We start from the raw sequence: 16,388 nt of genomic DNA, 5'->3' as shown, positions 1-16,388 counted from the left end.
AAAAAAAGTAATATGCGTGATGCTTTTTCATTAAAAATGCCGCCTGCCATGATAACTATATGATTTTGCATGCTGGTTTTAATAGCCTTTGGACGTTTTTAATCCCTGCGGAAAATGTCACGCGTATATACTTTGTCTTTCACATCATCCAGACACGCATCATAGCGGTTGGCAATGATGGCATGTGCCTGAGCCTTGAACTCATCCAGATTGTTTACAACCTTTGAGCCAAAGAATGTACTTCCATCCTCCAGTGTAGGTTCATAAATGATAATCTGTGCACCTTTCGCTTTGATGCGCTTCATCACACCCTGAATGGAACTCTGGCGGAAATTATCACTGTTCGATTTCATGGTGAGGCGATATACCCCGATGATGCATTCTTTTTCCTCAGTCGGATTATAGTCCCCACGATTGAAGTAATCATAATATCCTGCCTTATGCAGTACTTGGTCGGCAATGAAATCCTTGCGTGTACGGTTACTTTCTACAATCGCCTCAATCAGATTCTCCGGTACATCCTGATAGTTTGCCAGCAGCTGTTTGGTATCTTTAGGCAGACAGTAGCCCCCGTAGCCGAACGACGGATTATTGTAATGCGTGCCGATACGTGGATCCAGACAAATACCCTGGATGATAGCCTGTGTATCCAGTCCCTTTACTTCCGCATACGTATCCAGTTCATTGAAATAACTTACACGCAGAGCCAGATAGGTATTGGCAAACAGTTTCACCGCTTCTGCTTCTTTCAGTCCCATGAACAGCGTATCGATATCCGGTTTCAGTGCACCTTCCTGAAGTAACGCTGCAAACTCGTGCGCTTTCTCTTCCAGGTGCTCGCCTGCAATGGCTTTGATAGCCTCATTTTCCTTATCGCGTCCCTCAATAAGTTTCGGAATACCCACGATGATACGGCTCGGATACAGATTATCATACAGCGCCTTGCTCTCACGCAGAAACTCTGGTGAAAACAGTAAGTTGAATTTCTTTCCGGTGAGGGCAGGAGTATTCTTGAACTTTTCCGCATACTTCACGTACAGACTACGGCAGTAACCTACGGGAATGGTACTCTTGATGACCATTATCGCTTCCGGATTTACTTCCAGCACCAAGTCGATAACCTCCTCTACATGCGAAGTATCGAAATAGTTCTTCACCGGATCGTAGTTCGTAGGAGCCGCAATCACCACAAAGTCCGCACTTCTATACGCTGAGGCTCCATCCAGTGTAGCCGTCAGGTTCAGCTCCTTTTCTGCCAGATACTTTTCAATATATTCGTCCTGTATCGGGCTGATGCGGTTGTTAATCTTCTCTACCTTTTCAGGAATAACATCTACAGCTGTCACTTGGTGATGCTGTGCCAGCAGGGTAGCAATGGACAGACCTACATAGCCTGTACCTGCTACGGCGATATTGTAATTACTATTCATATACAATTATCTATTCTTATACATACTGTCATAATACTTCTGATAATCCCCGCTAGTCACATTGTCCATCCATTCCTGATTATCCAGATACCAGCGTACGGTCTTTTCTATACCTTCTTCAAATTGCAGGCTTGGTTCCCAACCCAGTTCCTTCTGTAGTTTGGTAGAGTCGATGGCATAGCGCATGTCGTGTCCCAGACGGTCGGTTACGTATGTGATCAAATCCATATCTTCGCCTTCCTTTCTGCCCAACAGACGGTCTACTGTATTGATAACTACCTTGATGATATCGATGTTCTTCCATTCATTGAAACCACCGATATTATACGTTTCGGCAATCTTTCCGTTATGGAAAATTACGTCGATGGCCCGTGCGTGATCTACTACATACAGCCAGTCGCGTACATTCTCACCCTTACCGTATACAGGCAATGGCTTGCGGTGACGGATATTGTTAATAAACAGTGGAATCAGCTTTTCCGGGAACTGATACGGACCGTAGTTGTTCGAGCAGTTTGTAACAATAGTCGGCATGCCGTATGTATCGTGGAAAGCACGTACAAAGTGGTCGCTGCTGGCTTTCGAAGCCGAATACGGACTGTGCGGATTATACTTCGTATCTTCATAGAAGAATTCCGTACCATAAGCCAGATGATGTTCAGACGAAGAAGCCGTTGTAGTAAACGGAGGCTTTACACCTTCGGGGTGTGTCATTTCCAGTGCACCGTACACCTCATCGGTAGAGATATGGTAGAAGCGTTTGCCTTCATATTTTTCAGGCAGGCTTTCCCAGTACACCTTTGCAGCCTGAAGCAGACTCAGTGTGCCCATTACGTTGGTACGTGCAAAGGTAAACGGATCTTTGATACTGCGGTCTACATGACTTTCGGCTGCCAGATGAATAATACCGTCTACGTGATACTGCTGCATCAGCTCCAGTATCTTTTCATAGTCGCAGATGTCAGCCTTTACAAACGTATAGTTCGGTTTGTCCTCTATATCTTTCAGGTTGGCCAGATTTCCTGCATAAGTCAGCTTATCCAGATTGATGATGTGATATTCCGGATATTTGTTTACAAACAGACGTACTACGTGACTGCCGATGAAGCCCGCTCCACCGGTTACTATGATATTGCGTTTAAAATTTTCCATAATTGTTTTTTGTTTGTGAGGATTTATTTAAGCACTCCCATGTTTGTCATACATACTTTCAGTGAGTCGGTCCAGTAAGGAATCTTCAGTCCGAAAGTCTGCTTTATCTTGGTCTTGTCCAATACCGAGTAAGCTGGTCGTGTTACCGGGCTGGGGAACTCGTTGCTGTGGCAGGGTTGTATGTCGCATGCGGTGTTTCCGGCCAGTTCGGCTATCACTTTGGTAAAGTCGTACCACGAACATACCCCTTCATTGCTGAAGTGATAAATACCCGTCTTGCTGTATCCGTTTTTCGGCTCTTCGGCTGCATAGTCATTCAGAACCGCTTCGATGGCAACAGCCAGATCGAGCGCATAAGTCGGTGTACCTGCCTGGTCGAATACCACATTCAGTGCCGGTTTCGAAGCCGTCAGGTTCAGCATGGTTTTCACGAAGTTCTTTCCGTATTCCGAATACAGCCACGCTGTACGTATAATCACATAGTCACACCCTGTAGCTTCAATATATTGTTCCCCTTCCAGTTTTGTTTCGCCATACACACCTGTAGGCGTACCCTTCTGGTCTTCACGGCAAGGTGTATTATACGGATCACCTCCGAAAACATAGTCGGTAGAAATCTGAATAAGTAAGCCACCTGCTTTCTTCATGGCTTCTGCCAGAATTTTAGGAGCAGCGGCATTCAGCTTGCGGCAGAGTGCCGCATCACTTTCAGCCTTGTCTACATTGGTATAAGCCGCACAGTTCACTATACAACTGATATGCTGTTCCTGTACCATTTTTTCTACGGCTTCCGCGTCGGTAATATCCAGCAGAGTTGTTTCTACTCCTTCAGCTTCCACTACGTCGGTAAACAGGAAATTATACGAAGTCTGTTTGCTGATGATGCGCATTTCGTTGCCCAGCTGGCCGTTTGCGCCTGTCACTAAAATATTCATTTTCAATGAAGAATTTTGAATGCAAAATTATATATTTCCCTATCAGAAAGGACCAAACTCAAAAGGAGAATCAAAATCTTTCAGCAATGAGTGCTTGGTATCCTTTTCACTCAGAATAGCATGTTCGGTAGGAATACGCCAATCAATGCCCAAAGAACTGTCCAGAATGCTGATACCACCGTCAGCTTCTGGATGATAGAAATTATCACATTTATACTGGAAGACAGCCGTTTCACTCAAGACTGCAAAACCATGAGCAAACCCCTGCGGAATGAAGAACTGGCGATGATTATCTTCTGTCAGTTCCACAGCCACATGCTGTCCGTAAGTAGGACTACCTTTGCGGATATCAACAGCCACATCCAGTACCGCTCCCTTTACGCAACGTACCAGTTTGCTTTGTGTGAATGGTGGACGTTGGAAATGAAGGCCTCTCATTACCCCGTAGGACGACATGCTTTCATTATCCTGAACGAATGTGATTTTTGCTACTTTTTCTTCAAATTCACGTTGTGAAAACGATTCGAAGAAATAACCTCTTGAATCCTTAAAAAGGCGTGGCTCGATGATAACCACACCTTCTATAGCTGTTTTAATAACTTCCATATTAATAGTCCAGATTACTTTTACCTGTATGTTCTACTTCTTCTATTACGTGTAGCAGATATTGGCCATACTGGTTTTTCAACATAGGCTGTGCCAGTTCTCTCAGTTTATCGGCTGTAATCCATCCCTGCCGGAAAGCAATGCCTTCCAGACAGGCAATCTTCAGTCCCTGACGCTTTTCAATAACCTCGATGAATGTGGAAGCTTCACTCAGTGAGTCGTGCGTACCTGTATCGAGCCATGCAAATCCGCGTCCCAGTGTCTGTACTTTCAGTTCCTTGTCGGCTAAGAACTCCTGGTTTACAGTCGTGATTTCCAGCTCTCCACGAGCAGACGGTTTGATGTTCTTGGCTACTTCCACCACCTTGTTCGGGTAGAAATAAAGACCTACTACCGCATAGTTCGATTTCGGTTGAGCCGGTTTCTCTTCAATTGAAAGGCAGTTTCCTTCCTTGTCAAACTCAGCTACACCGTAGCGTTCCGGATCACTCACCCAGTAACCGAATACCGTTGCTTTCTTTTCTTCTTCTGCTGTGCGGACTGCTTCCTTTAGCAATTTGGTAAGACCTGCACCGTGGAAAATATTGTCGCCCAGTACCAGACAAGCACTATCGTTGCCGATAAACTTCTCTCCGATAATAAATGCCTGAGCCAGTCCGTCCGGTGATGGTTGTTCTGCATACTCAAAGCGCACTCCAAAATCGCTTCCGTCACCCAGCAAACGTTTGAATCCTGGCAAGTCGAATGGAGTAGAGATAATCAGAATGTCACGGATGCCTGCAAGCATCAGTACCGAAATCGGGTAATAGATCATTGGTTTGTCGAATACAGGGAGCAGCTGTTTGCTTACTCCTTTTGTAATGGGGTAGAGGCGAGTTCCGCTACCACCGGCTAAGACTATGCCTTTCATATTATTTGAAATTTTTATAAATGTCAATAATCTGTTCTGCTATGTGATCCCAGTTATAAGCAGACATATTATAATTTACATGAGTATAAGGTAAATTGATATTTTGTTGTAGTTTATCTGCTAATGCTTCTATCTTACCAACAGGAAAATAGTTGTCTTTGTTTAATCCAACTTCTAAATTCGCGTGGATATTACTTACTATAACAGGTAGTTTATAACTCATAGCTTCCAATAGAGCTATAGGCAACCCCTCATGTGAAGACGGTAAGACAAAGCAACGTGTATGGGTGAGTAAAGAGTGTAGCTTTCTACCTTTGATGAATCCAGTGAGGATGACTCCATGTTCTTTTGCCATAGCTTTCAGTCTTTTTGAGTAATCATCCTCAAAATCTGTATCTCCGGCAAGAACTAACTTACACCCTTTAGTATCTATTTTAGAAAAAGCTTCTACCAGATGATGTAGATTTTTCTCTGGAACGAAGCGACACATTCCTAAAATATATTTTCCTTTTTCTATTCCTAATTCTTCAAAGTATTCAGGAAAGTCACAAATTTCAGGCTCAGGAACTCCATTGTAAACCAAATGGCAGTCTTTTCTTCCATACTTTTTGATCAGAATATTATCAATGACTTTGGAGATTACTATAACTTCGTTTGCGAATGTTGTTCCCATTCGTTCTCCCAGTTTTAACATGAATTTAGCCGCTTTTCCCCATTTGTCACGGTCATAGTCTGGCCCGTGATGGGTAAAAACAACTTTCATGCCTAAAAGTCTGGCCATTGGTGTAAGTAGAGCCGGACCTATAGCATGTATATGTACAATATCTGCTTTTAATGACTTTGCTTTCAGTATAGCCTTAAAAGTATGAATGATTGCCTCAAAAGATTTTCTCTTTGGAGTCTCAATGTCAATCAGTTTGACTCCTTTATATTCAGTAAGTGAATCCCTTACATAGCTTTTTCTTCGGATTACTGTTACATCATATCCTTTGGCAGCTATACGTGGAAAAAGTTCTTCGCAATGGGTTTCAACTCCTCCCATTATATTAGGAATGCCTCGGGTTCCGGTTACTACTATTTTCATATTAAAATTTTTCTCTCAAATCTCCTTGACAGGGATCTTGACCTACATCACACCATTTTTTATCCAGACAAGCTGGCTTACCTTGCATGCTGCGAAGCTTGTTCTTTATGGCCCACTTGAGTGGAAATTTAATATACTTGTGCATTACCGGACTGGCTGTTCCAACCATCCAGCAGTTCTTGGGACATTTACGTACCATGGCACGCACTTCTTGTGCACGATCACTTTCCCAAATATCCATAAAGTTCGGAGTTTCATGGATATTTCCCATTGATTTTTTCCAATATTTATCTTCCAGACCATTACATGGATATACATCTCCAAACGGATCGATAAAGAAATTGGCTGAGCCTGCTTCACAAGGTAACATACGGCGACCACCTTCGATGTAATTGATCAGTCCCATATTAAACCAGGCACGGAACCAACTCTTTGGATGTTTTTCTTTTAATTGCCATTCAATTAATTGTTCGAAGTTTTTGCAGACTTCATCTTTGTTGGTAATTACATTATCATCTTTGTGAAAGTAATAAGAGTTATGGAAAGCTGCTGTAGCAAATTCCATTCCTAATGACAGAGATAATTGGTACAGAGAAAGCATATCTGCCGAATTATTGTTCGAAACAGTACAACCGAAACCAATATCTTTCAATCCCATTTGTTTTAATGTAAGCAATGTACGAAGTCCTTTATCAAATCCTCCTGCATGGCCTCGGAGTTCATCATTCTTTTGGCTCAATCCCTCTATTGATATACGAATACCAATATTGGGAAATTTTTTAGCGAGTGCTACAACTTTATCTTCGAACCAGCCGGATGTAGAAATAACAATTCGATCAGTGTGCTTATAACATTCTTCTACAATTTCTGCAAGGTCTTCACGGATAAATGGTTCACCACCTGTTAAGTTAATGAATTTTAAGCGTGGAAGAGTGCGTAAATCAGAAGCTTTAATTTCTTCTTGTCTATTTGTCGGATTGAACCAAATGTTACACATTTTGCACTTCATCGGACATCGATATGTCAGGATGATACTTGCGTCTGTGGGATGTGGTATTTTATTATATGCCATCTTTATTATTGAATTAGTTATTAAATGTATTTTTTTCTATAAAACAGTTTTCGGATTTTATTGGATAGAGATGATTGTTTTCTGGATCTGGAGCTTCATTATATATAATTTTGTTAAGTTCTATATTTTCATTTTTTTTTATATGATTACTAATAATATGAATATTTCGTGCAGATGCAATGCTAAAGCAGCTACCATTTTTTCTGTAAATACAAGTTATTTTGTTTTTTTCAAAAAAAATATTTTGAGCATGTCTAATATCTATTACGCCACGATTTTCTGCTCTGGGTTTTCCAATTATTTTGTTATTATATATTCGTATATTGTCATTAATACCTTTATCTATTGAATAATATTCTTGAGAAATTTCAAATCCTTTTTTTATTCCAACTAAAAAATTTTGATAAATTGAAGTATTCGTACATCCTATAGACAAAAAACAACCAATATTGTTTTTACATATGTTTTTATAAACATTAATATTGTGGGACCAGATGAGTAAAATTCCCCAATCTCCGCAATTTGTAATGTTATTATTATAGATATTTCCGTTCTTACATGGATAGACAGATGTGTTTTTATTATTTCCTAATCTTCCTTCAACTTCAATCCCTATACATTGTGCAGAATCAACGGTATTATTATAAACATTAAAATTAGAACATAGAGCATGGATTAAAATTCCATTATATCTCGTATTCTTTATTTTGTTTTTATATATATCAAAAAATCTGGGGCTGTTTGTATACGATTTTTGTAAATTATTGTTATCACAAATTATGTGTATTCCATAAAAAGTATTATTACCCTTTTCATCTTTTTCTGAATTGAAATAACAATCGTGTATGGAAAAATCATGGCAGTTACCAACTATGTTAAAATAAGCAAATTTGTTTTTGACTCCATAGATTTCTATGTTTTCAATTTCAAATTGACTACAATTCTTAATTTCAATTTTTTTACATTGTAGAATCGTTGAAAATCCTTGAATTTTAAAATTGTTTTTGCTTTCTATAGTGAGGTTATTTACATTTAAAATGCCTCTCGGTAAAATTAGACATTTATTTTCAATATCATTAAAAGCCTTTTGTAAGATAGAAGTTACATCTTCTGTTTTGATATCTCCATACTTCTCTAGTGAAACTTTTTGTAATGCGTAGAGTTGAGAGTTTACAATTGCAAATAAAAGAAAAATATATAATCGGATATTAATCGGCATATTTATGAAAAATTTGATAATAGATTTCAGCTGATTTTTTCCATGAAAACTTATCTGCTCTCTCATAACATAATTTGCTTATCAATTTATTATAATTGTTATCACTTACCAGTTTGTATAATTTTTCTTTTATTTCTGGTATAGATGTAGGTGTTACACTAACTTCTATGTTTCCTATTACTTCTGGGAAACATGAGGTATTTGAACATACGACTGGGATACCACATGACATAGCTTCGAGAACAGGTAGGCCGAATCCTTCGTATAATGAAAGATATATCATGACTTTAGCCCCAGAGTAAATTAAAGGTAGATCTTCGTCTTGGAGATATCCTGTAAATATTATATCATCTTTAAATTTTGATTGATTGACAAAGTTATATATAATATCTGAGTTGAATCCTTTTTTCCCTACAATAACCATCTTTTCCTGGATGTTATATTCTTCTTTTAATTCAACGTATGCTTTTAGAGCGGACATAATATTTTTCCCAGGATAATCAATCGTACCGACAAAAAGACAATAATTTTTATATTCTAATTGATATTTAGATAAGCATGATTTTACTATATCTTCATTATATAATTTGAATCTGTTTCTATCGGCAGCATTCGGTATAACTTGAATCTTGGAATCCTTAGCATTACAATATTTTATAATATCTTTTTTGGAGCATTCAGAAACAGATGTAATAAAAGTACTATTATGAACCATCATAGGATCAATAGCCTTTCTGTACATCATTCTAAGTTTACTGAATTTATTGGGAACATTAAATTCTATTAAATCATGAATTGTAACGATTGTTGGAATTCTTTTCCATATTAGGAGAGAAAAATTCGGAATATATGCAAGATCACAGTTATAAGTTTTTTGTAATTTTTGAAAGCTCCATTGGTGCCAGATGATATTTTTTATAGCACTATTTTTAGAAACATTTATATTTATAATTTTTATATTTTCATGTTTTTTCAAAACGTCATAGTCTGTAAAATCATAATTTTTGAATAAAATGTATTGGTCTTTGGTATTTATAGGTGCTATCGTATTAAGTACTTCTATTAATACACGTCCAATACCTGTTAATTTGTTACCAACGTATCCACTAATTCCTACTATCATATTATTGATTTAAATAATTTGTAAAAAGATTGAGCTTGTTTCTCTACAGAATAATAATTTTCAAATGTTTTTGATATAGTTGTTAATGTTTGTTTCTCTGGATAGTTATTTAATATCTCGATAATTTTATGGGATAATTCTATTTCACATTTGGGATTAGTATAATAATTCAATATTCCTAATGTTGTTTCTTTTAATGCTGTTTTTTTAGTTGTTATAACTGGAACTCCGTATATTGCGGCTTCTATAGGGGTAAATCCAAATCCTTCCATTAAAGAAGGATTTATAAATATATCAGCATGTATATATAAATATGCAATTTCAGATTCAGAGAGATTTTGTGATATTAAGAAAACTCTATCTTCTAATTTATTTTTTTTAATAAAAGGGTATATTTTATTATTCCAATATTTATTCTCTTTTCCTTTAAAAATTAATACATGTGGTATTTTATTTTTTATGAGATTGAAAGCTTTAATAAGAGTGATTGGATTCTTATATTCTGTTATTGTATTTATATTTAATATATATGGTCTAAGTGTTGGTAATTTGAAGCTTTGTGGCTCATTTTTAATTATACTGTTATATATTACATGTATATTATTTATGCTTTTAGAAAAACGTTTTATAATTTCTTCTTTTGTATAATTAGAAATAGCAATAATTTTCTTTATTTTTTTTATTTTATGTTGCAGCAATTGTTTGTAAATACTATTTTTAATACTTGAATTTAGCATGAAAGGCTGCATATCATGTAACACTGCAATATTAGGTATTTGGGAACAAGTTAAACTCCACAAAGTTAGATATGGAATAAAAAAAAGATCAATGTTTTTTTCCATACAATAATCTTCTAATTTTTTATAAGCTGTATAGAATAATTTCTTAAATTTATTAATGTTTTCTATTCTAAATATTTCATATTGTGGAAATAAAGATTTAATATATAAATAATTAGTAGGATTTGCTAATAAGAATATTTTTAAATCTTCAAAAGCTTCTAAACCATGTATTAAACGTTCTGCATAAATTGATACGCCTGTAGAAGTTTTAGGATTAAAATAAGATAAGTCTATTAATATATTCATGCAATTCTCTTAATTAATAATTTGAAATAACTTATTTTTTGCTTTTTATTTAATCTTATAGAAAATACATAAGGTATTTTGAGAATGAAGAAAATAACTCTAAAGAGAAAATAAGACAAAGGTGAACTCCATTTCTTTAGATATATAAAAAGACTTGTTGTTGTCAATATTTTTTTATTAAAAGGTATTTTAGTACTTTGACTTTCTAAATGAATTATTTGAGCTTTAGGGATTATAATACTCTTTAGCCCTTCTTTATGATATCTTAGTTGTAAATCGTTTTCTTCGTGATACATAAAATATTTAGTATCGAATAGACCTAATTTTTCAATGGTAGATCTTTTTATAAATAAATCGGCTCCAATAATAACTTCTACACTATAAGGTGTTGATGACATTTTATATATCGGTTGATTATATTTGAATCCGAAATAACGTATATATGATTTTAAAGAATCGATAATTACTCTTTTTGTTGATAAATAGTATCCAAATGACGGGCCAGGAGTTTGTTCTCTTGTAAGTAATTGACATCCTAGACATCCCCAATTTTGGCATTTATGTGCATAGTATAAAAGATGCTCAAGTGCATTGTTTAATATTATTGTATCTGAATTAAGCAAAAAAATATATTTTCCTTTAGTTTTTTGGAATCCAATATTGTTAGCTTGTCCAAAACCAACATTATTGTTCAAATATAGATAAGTAATATCATTCCTTTGGGAGAAATATTCCTTACTTCCATCATTAGAAGCATTATCTACTAGTATAATTTCATAATTTATTCCCCTTGTTGTTGCTTTTATACTTTCTATACAGTTTTTCGTTAACTGTAAAGTATTATAATTGATTATTATAATTGATATTTCCATTTTTTTTCTTTTTAGGGATTGTATTTGATATTACATTGTATTTAAGAATAATAAAGAATGTGATTATATAAAAGTTCGAATAAACTTCGCCTACTAATAGAGTGTAAATTATTCCAGCTAATAAATACAATTTTAAAATATATGATTGTTTGTTAGTGATTAGATTGGCTTTTTGAGCTTTTTGAGCGAGATATAAAAGAAAAATAAATTTTCCTAAATAGATAAATAGTAATCCTAATATTCCATATTCTACTAACCCTCCAACATGTGCACTTTCGAATGCTAAAGCTAAAGGATGAGGACCAAATGTTGTTAAATAATATCCTGTAAAACCAAGTCCTCTTCCGAATAATAGAGATTGTGGATTATTTATTACAAGTGATAGAGCTCCTGCAAATTGAATAAATCTACCTTCGATGGAAGAACCATTGATTTCGTCACTTTGCCCGAATAACGAATAAACTTCGTTAATAGTATTTGAAAAAATGAAGTAAAGAAATAGTACGGGAATACTATAAATAATTATTTTCTTTTTGGGAACTTGTTTTATTATATATAGACATGTGACTATGATTAATGCGCCAAGTGGACCTCGAGATCCTGTAAAATAAATATTGGTTAATAATAGAAATAAAATACTATATACAATCAATGTTTTTTTTTGAAAAGCTTTAGAAGAAAATATGTAAAAAAATGTAATGACAAGTAATATAGCATATTGAATAGTATACAAAGAAGTTCCTGAGATTCGACCTTGTAGCTGTCCTCGTTGGTCTTTAAGAGAGTTTTCTGCGATTTCATTGAGATTTTCGATACTACAATATGGTTGAATAATTTCAATAAACGGATTAGATAAAGTAAGATAGCTATATATGCCTAAAATCCCAAGTATAATAAGAGAAATATTTATAATTGGTATATCTCTTTTTATTTGTGAATTTGTAATGTTAGACTTCCATATGATTAGTCCTACAAGTATTGCTATTATATTTTTAGCACTTCCAATATGAGCGAGTATACCTAAATCCGTACCCAATAATATAAATGGAATGTATATTAATATAGAGTAGGAAAAAAAATTATTTATATTTTTATCAATAGAACTTTTGTAAGTCAATAATTCCTTTTTCTTGATAAAACCATATACAATAATAAAGATAGATAAAATTGTAATAAATGAAAAGTGTCCTAATCGTACGTCTGGATTTATCCAGATAGACGCGATAACATATATAGGTATTATTCTATACCACTTTTGTACTATTAAAATAATGCATATGAGGAAAATGATAAATATCATGTTAGTCTAATGCTTTTTGTAGTTTCTTGACTAATTTGTAAATACCTCCAGGTATAATGAATAAATATAAATATCTATCCGATTTTATGATTGATTTGCAAAGTTGCTTTTTTCTTTTTAGTAATAAACTAATAAAATATGATGATATAATGAACCGTATATGAATATTGTCTTTAAAAGTAAAGTGTCTTTTTATTTTTTTTGTTAAGAATTTTATAATATAGTATGTGTTTATTTTTTCTATAGCATTATCTATTTGTTTTTGCTGTGTTGCCGTTGCTCCTGTTGTAGTTTGTCTATAACATCCAGTTTTTTCGGGAAGATAATATAAGTCTCCCATAGAAGCTGCACCTAAAAATAAGTTATGATCTAAGCGGGATGGAGCATTTTGTATAATATCCGAAAATAAGCATTCTTTCCGAATACAAACTGTAAGGGTCATTATAAAATTACTTTGTAATAGTTCTTTAAATAAGCATCCTGTTTTTGAATATAGGGGAAATTTTTCATAAGCTGGTCTGATTATTGTTTGACCTTGATCATTGATTGTTTGAAATCCGGTATAAACCATTGTCACTTGTGGATTAGCTTCTAAAATATCTACTTGTTTTTGTAATTTATAAGGATCAGTCCAGAAATCATCTCCTTCACAGTATGCAATATATTTGGCTGTAGAAGCAACAGCTGCATTCATAATGCGTGATAAAGAACCGTCATGTTTGCTATATTGATTTTCTGTTTCCAATATAGGTTTTATTATATCGGGATATTTACTAGCGTATTCTTTTATAATTGTTGCCGAATTATCTGTTGATGCATCATCATGTATAATTGCTTCAAATTTAAAATTTGTTTTTTGCATAATGAATCCTTCTAAGCATTGTCTAATAAAGGCTTCATGATTATATGTAAGACATCGAATACTTACTAATATGTTTTCTTGCATAATATTTAGAGTGTCTAATTTTATTATGTATAAAATCTTCTTAGGATAATCAGAGATTAGATATTATTTTGCTTTGTAAGGATTCTGATTATTATCAATAAGAAATTCTCATGCATGTTTTCGTATATTTATGATTCCTTAAAAAAATCAAGAATAATAAAATCTTGCTATTCTGCTCATTGAGGAGTGGTATTAACGTATGTATGATAGATATCTAAATACAACCAATAATGGATTAAGTGAGTATATCGGAAAAGGTACCATATAAAAATATTAAAGTCGTATTCTAGGTTTTCTTTTGATTAGATACAGTATATCAGATAGCTATCAAGTTGAACTATGGAAATTGAGCTTTACTTCTTGATTACAATTTTTTTATTATTTTAGCCGGACTTCCTGCTACAATTGTGTTAGCTTCAATTGATTTTGTTAATAGACTTCTTGCACCTATATAAGCATGATTACCAATCGTTTTTACTTTTCCTGAAATCGATAATGCTCCTTGTCCTATGAATACATAATCTTCTAGAGTTGTGTATGCTCCTATTGTTGAGCCTCCAGCTATAAAACAATATTTCCCAATATGATTTGTGTGAGAAATGTTTACTCCAGATAAAATTACTGTACCTTGTTCAATAATTGTGTCAGCTTGTATATGTGAAAAAGCACTAATGTATACTCCAATTGGCGATATTTTTGCAAATCGAGATATTACGGCTGTAGGGTGTATGATAGATGGTATATTTCCTCCAAGTTGTAATATTCTTTCAATCAATTGTGCACGAATTGTATTGTCTCCCATTGTTAGTAAAAAGTTGCTACCTCTTAAAGAGCTTTCTGAAAATAATTTTTCAAAAGAGCCTAAGATTTTGAAACCATGATCGATTTCTCCGGTACGGTCGTCATTATAATGGTATAAACCTGAGATTTTATATCCGCATTGCTCAGCTATATCTATAAAAACAGGTGTATTATGTCCAACTCCTAATGCATATATTTGTTTGTCCATATCATTAATTATTGTGTGGTTAGTACGTTTTTATGCTAATGGATCTATTCTGTAATCTTTTGATAGCTGTATAGACTCAATTAACGATATTATATGAAATTCTATAAGTGAATTGAAATATCTTTTATTGGTACAATTTTAAACTTGTTGAGTGTATTTACCATTTTTCCATTCATTTATTACAGGTTTACGCTTTCTTGATGAAAGTACTGGTATTTCATTAACCTGTTCTATTTTAATAATTGCATCAGGGCCTAAAACTTTGAGTAATTCAGAAATGGCGGATTCGAGATATTTATTTGTATCACAATTTTGTTGCATTATAACTTTTAAACAATATTCTTTTTCTTTTTTTTGTATAAATTGCCATTGAATAATTTGATCGTAATGTTTTAATGTTCTGCTTAATAGCATTGAAGAAAATGGTTCTCCATTTGTTGTATAACATATATCAAGCTTCCTGCCTAATAGCTTTCCAAGAACAGGATAGCCTTTACTTCTTTCATTAGGTGGTAAAAGGACTCCAACATCTCCTGTATCATATCGGATAAGAGGAAATGCGTAATTGTGCAAGTCTGTTATAACAATTCGTCCTAATTCTCCATAGGCACAAGGTTCATTACTATCCATCTTCAAAACCTCAAAATAATATCCTGTATGATTTATGTACATGATATTATCTGTTGGTTTTGTAGGAGGTATTTCTTGTGCTAATATGCCACATTCCTCATTAGCATATTGAGAAATTATTTCACATTTTAAGTACTTTTTAACTTTGTTGCGAGTCTCATCTTGCAATGTTTCACTTACGGAAATAATAATTTTTAAATGTGGAAAACATTGAGGATGATGTTGAACATAAGTTGCTAATAAATCTATAACAGAAGCATATCCCCGCAGCGCAACAACATGTTCTTTTTTCATTATTTCACATAATTCTTTTATTCGAGATTCTCCCATATCAGAGATGTCAAATGGAATTATATTTTCTTTTTGAATTTGTTTTAATGATTTTGTTTGCCATTTATTCCAAATTCTTAAATGAATTAATAAATCGTGTGTATTGAAGCCAACTCGTTTGCCAAAATATTTTAATTCTGCAATTCGTCTTTTTCGTTTAAGTGTGTCTTGAGGAATTTCTAATGGTATACCTGTTGAACCTGAAGTTTTTTGAATATATATATTACCTTTTTGTCCCGGTATAACTTCTTGGGAAACTTCTATTTCTTTATGATGATTTATTAAAGTTTGCTTATTAATAACAGGATAATCTGTTAAATTGTAACTCTTTATATTCTTGTAAAAAATAGTATTTGTTTGTGCAAAAGCTAATAGTTGTTTAAGTTTCCGTTCCCTTTTATTAGCACCATCCGCAAAAGATAATTTATCGAAAACTTTTATTTCTCTATATGGTTTCCCTATAGGAGATCCTTTAAAAAAATCTAAGATCCAAAATCTGTATCGTAGATATATTGAGTGAATATCCATTTGTTATTGCTAAAATATTAGTTTGAAGACTCCTTTGGCTATTTTATAATTATTTTGAAAACAGTTTAGAGGAATAGCATGTGATAATTAATAGAAGTTATGTTATTAAACTTTATTTTATATTTAAATAGTCACATATTTTAATTATCAGTAT

Annotated in this window: 15 protein-coding genes; all 15 read right to left on the bottom strand. The window is 33.9% G+C overall.

From position 1 onward, the window contains the following. Window positions 1-98: 98 nt before the first annotated feature. Entirely contained in the window at window positions 99-1,430 is a 1,332-nt protein-coding gene (locus ACDG22_RS16425) for a nucleotide sugar dehydrogenase (RefSeq protein ID WP_370858996.1), read from the bottom strand. A gap of 6 nt (window positions 1,431-1,436) precedes the next feature. Then, window positions 1,437-2,582, bottom strand: coding sequence for a dTDP-glucose 4,6-dehydratase (locus ACDG22_RS16420; protein WP_370858995.1), 1,146 nt, complete (start codon window positions 2,580-2,582; stop codon window positions 1,437-1,439). A gap of 23 nt (window positions 2,583-2,605) precedes the next feature. Continuing rightward, complete coding sequence (gene rfbD / locus ACDG22_RS16415; protein WP_370858994.1) at window positions 2,606-3,517, bottom strand: dTDP-4-dehydrorhamnose reductase; 912 nt, start codon at window positions 3,515-3,517, stop codon at window positions 2,606-2,608. 42 nt (window positions 3,518-3,559) lie between these two features. Continuing rightward, a complete protein-coding gene (rfbC, locus tag ACDG22_RS16410) occupies window positions 3,560-4,123 on the bottom strand; it encodes a dTDP-4-dehydrorhamnose 3,5-epimerase (RefSeq protein WP_118482755.1) in 564 nt (187 codons plus the stop codon). A 1-nt stretch (window position 4,124) separates the two neighbouring features. Beyond that, a complete protein-coding gene (gene rfbA, locus ACDG22_RS16405) occupies window positions 4,125-5,033 on the bottom strand; it encodes a glucose-1-phosphate thymidylyltransferase RfbA (protein WP_370858993.1) in 909 nt (302 codons plus the stop codon). Between the two features lies 1 nt (window position 5,034). Beyond that, window positions 5,035-6,117, bottom strand: a complete 1,083-nt coding sequence (locus tag ACDG22_RS16400; protein ID WP_370858992.1) for a glycosyltransferase family 4 protein — start codon at window positions 6,115-6,117, stop codon at window positions 5,035-5,037. 1 nt (window position 6,118) lies between these two features. Further along, window positions 6,119-7,189 (bottom strand): radical SAM protein, encoded by a 1,071-nt coding sequence (locus ACDG22_RS16395; RefSeq protein WP_370858991.1) that lies wholly within the window; start codon window positions 7,187-7,189, stop codon window positions 6,119-6,121. 13 nt (window positions 7,190-7,202) lie between these two features. Next, the gene (locus ACDG22_RS16390) at window positions 7,203-8,474 is read right to left on the bottom strand and encodes a right-handed parallel beta-helix repeat-containing protein (RefSeq protein ID WP_370858990.1); all 1,272 of its coding nucleotides are present in this window, start codon (window positions 8,472-8,474) and stop codon (window positions 7,203-7,205) included. Beyond that, the gene (locus ACDG22_RS16385; protein WP_370858989.1) at window positions 8,398-9,531 is read right to left on the bottom strand and encodes a glycosyltransferase family 4 protein; all 1,134 of its coding nucleotides are present in this window, start codon (window positions 9,529-9,531) and stop codon (window positions 8,398-8,400) included. The genes ACDG22_RS16390 and ACDG22_RS16385 overlap by 77 nt, the downstream gene beginning before the upstream one ends. After that, window positions 9,528-10,619: a glycosyltransferase gene (locus tag ACDG22_RS16380; RefSeq protein ID WP_370858988.1), complete on the bottom strand. Its 1,092-nt coding sequence runs from the start codon at window positions 10,617-10,619 to the stop codon at window positions 9,528-9,530. The genes ACDG22_RS16385 and ACDG22_RS16380 overlap by 4 nt, the downstream gene beginning before the upstream one ends. After that, complete coding sequence (locus ACDG22_RS16375) at window positions 10,616-11,491, bottom strand: glycosyltransferase family 2 protein (protein WP_370858987.1); 876 nt, start codon at window positions 11,489-11,491, stop codon at window positions 10,616-10,618. The genes ACDG22_RS16380 and ACDG22_RS16375 overlap by 4 nt, the downstream gene beginning before the upstream one ends. Beyond that, window positions 11,460-12,791, bottom strand: coding sequence for an O-antigen ligase family protein (locus ACDG22_RS16370; RefSeq protein WP_370858986.1), 1,332 nt, complete (start codon window positions 12,789-12,791; stop codon window positions 11,460-11,462). The genes ACDG22_RS16375 and ACDG22_RS16370 overlap by 32 nt, the downstream gene beginning before the upstream one ends. A 1-nt stretch (window position 12,792) precedes the next feature. Beyond that, window positions 12,793-13,653 (bottom strand): glycosyltransferase, encoded by an 861-nt coding sequence (locus tag ACDG22_RS16365; protein WP_370858985.1) that lies wholly within the window; start codon window positions 13,651-13,653, stop codon window positions 12,793-12,795. 448 nt (window positions 13,654-14,101) lie between these two features. Then, window positions 14,102-14,746 carry a PglD-related sugar-binding protein gene (locus ACDG22_RS16360; RefSeq protein WP_370858984.1) on the bottom strand — a complete coding sequence of 215 codons (645 nt, stop codon included), beginning with the start codon at window positions 14,744-14,746 and terminating at the stop codon, window positions 14,102-14,104. Between the two features lie 138 nt (window positions 14,747-14,884). Next, the gene (locus ACDG22_RS16355; protein WP_370858983.1) at window positions 14,885-16,234 is read right to left on the bottom strand and encodes a phenylacetate--CoA ligase family protein; all 1,350 of its coding nucleotides are present in this window, start codon (window positions 16,232-16,234) and stop codon (window positions 14,885-14,887) included. Window positions 16,235-16,388: the final 154 nt, after the last annotated feature.

Origin of the sequence: Phocaeicola coprocola, assembly GCF_041333015.1 — a bacterium.
In the GTDB taxonomy this organism is placed as follows: Bacteria; Bacteroidota; Bacteroidia; order Bacteroidales; family Bacteroidaceae; genus Phocaeicola; species Phocaeicola coprocola.
Note: the sequence above shows the minus strand (reverse complement) of the source record. Positions and strands in the feature narration are given on the sequence as shown.

Bases quoted from the DNA above. Each gene is read 5' to 3' on its own strand.
- ACDG22_RS16425 (WP_370858996.1), bottom strand. From the start codon at position 1,430: ATGAATAGTAATTACAATATCGCCGTAGCAGGTACAGGCTATGTAGGT.
- ACDG22_RS16420 (WP_370858995.1), bottom strand. From the start codon at position 2,582: ATGGAAAATTTTAAACGCAATATCATAGTAACCGGTGGAGCGGGCTTC.
- rfbD (WP_370858994.1), bottom strand. From the start codon at position 3,517: ATGAATATTTTAGTGACAGGCGCAAACGGCCAGCTGGGCAACGAAATG.
- rfbC (WP_118482755.1), bottom strand. From the start codon at position 4,123: ATGGAAGTTATTAAAACAGCTATAGAAGGTGTGGTTATCATCGAGCCA.
- rfbA (WP_370858993.1), bottom strand. From the start codon at position 5,033: ATGAAAGGCATAGTCTTAGCCGGTGGTAGCGGAACTCGCCTCTACCCC.
- ACDG22_RS16400 (WP_370858992.1), bottom strand. From the start codon at position 6,117: ATGAAAATAGTAGTAACCGGAACCCGAGGCATTCCTAATATAATGGGA.
- ACDG22_RS16395 (WP_370858991.1), bottom strand. From the start codon at position 7,189: ATGGCATATAATAAAATACCACATCCCACAGACGCAAGTATCATCCTG.
- ACDG22_RS16390 (WP_370858990.1), bottom strand. From the start codon at position 8,474: ATGAGAGAGCAGATAAGTTTTCATGGAAAAAATCAGCTGAAATCTATT.
- ACDG22_RS16385 (WP_370858989.1), bottom strand. From the start codon at position 9,531: ATGATAGTAGGAATTAGTGGATACGTTGGTAACAAATTAACAGGTATT.
- ACDG22_RS16380 (WP_370858988.1), bottom strand. From the start codon at position 10,619: ATGAATATATTAATAGACTTATCTTATTTTAATCCTAAAACTTCTACA.
- ACDG22_RS16375 (WP_370858987.1), bottom strand. From the start codon at position 11,491: ATGGAAATATCAATTATAATAATCAATTATAATACTTTACAGTTAACG.
- ACDG22_RS16370 (WP_370858986.1), bottom strand. From the start codon at position 12,791: ATGATATTTATCATTTTCCTCATATGCATTATTTTAATAGTACAAAAG.
- ACDG22_RS16365 (WP_370858985.1), bottom strand. From the start codon at position 13,653: ATGCAAAAAACAAATTTTAAATTTGAAGCAATTATACATGATGATGCA.
- ACDG22_RS16360 (WP_370858984.1), bottom strand. From the start codon at position 14,746: ATGGACAAACAAATATATGCATTAGGAGTTGGACATAATACACCTGTT.
- ACDG22_RS16355 (WP_370858983.1), bottom strand. From the start codon at position 16,234: ATGGATATTCACTCAATATATCTACGATACAGATTTTGGATCTTAGAT.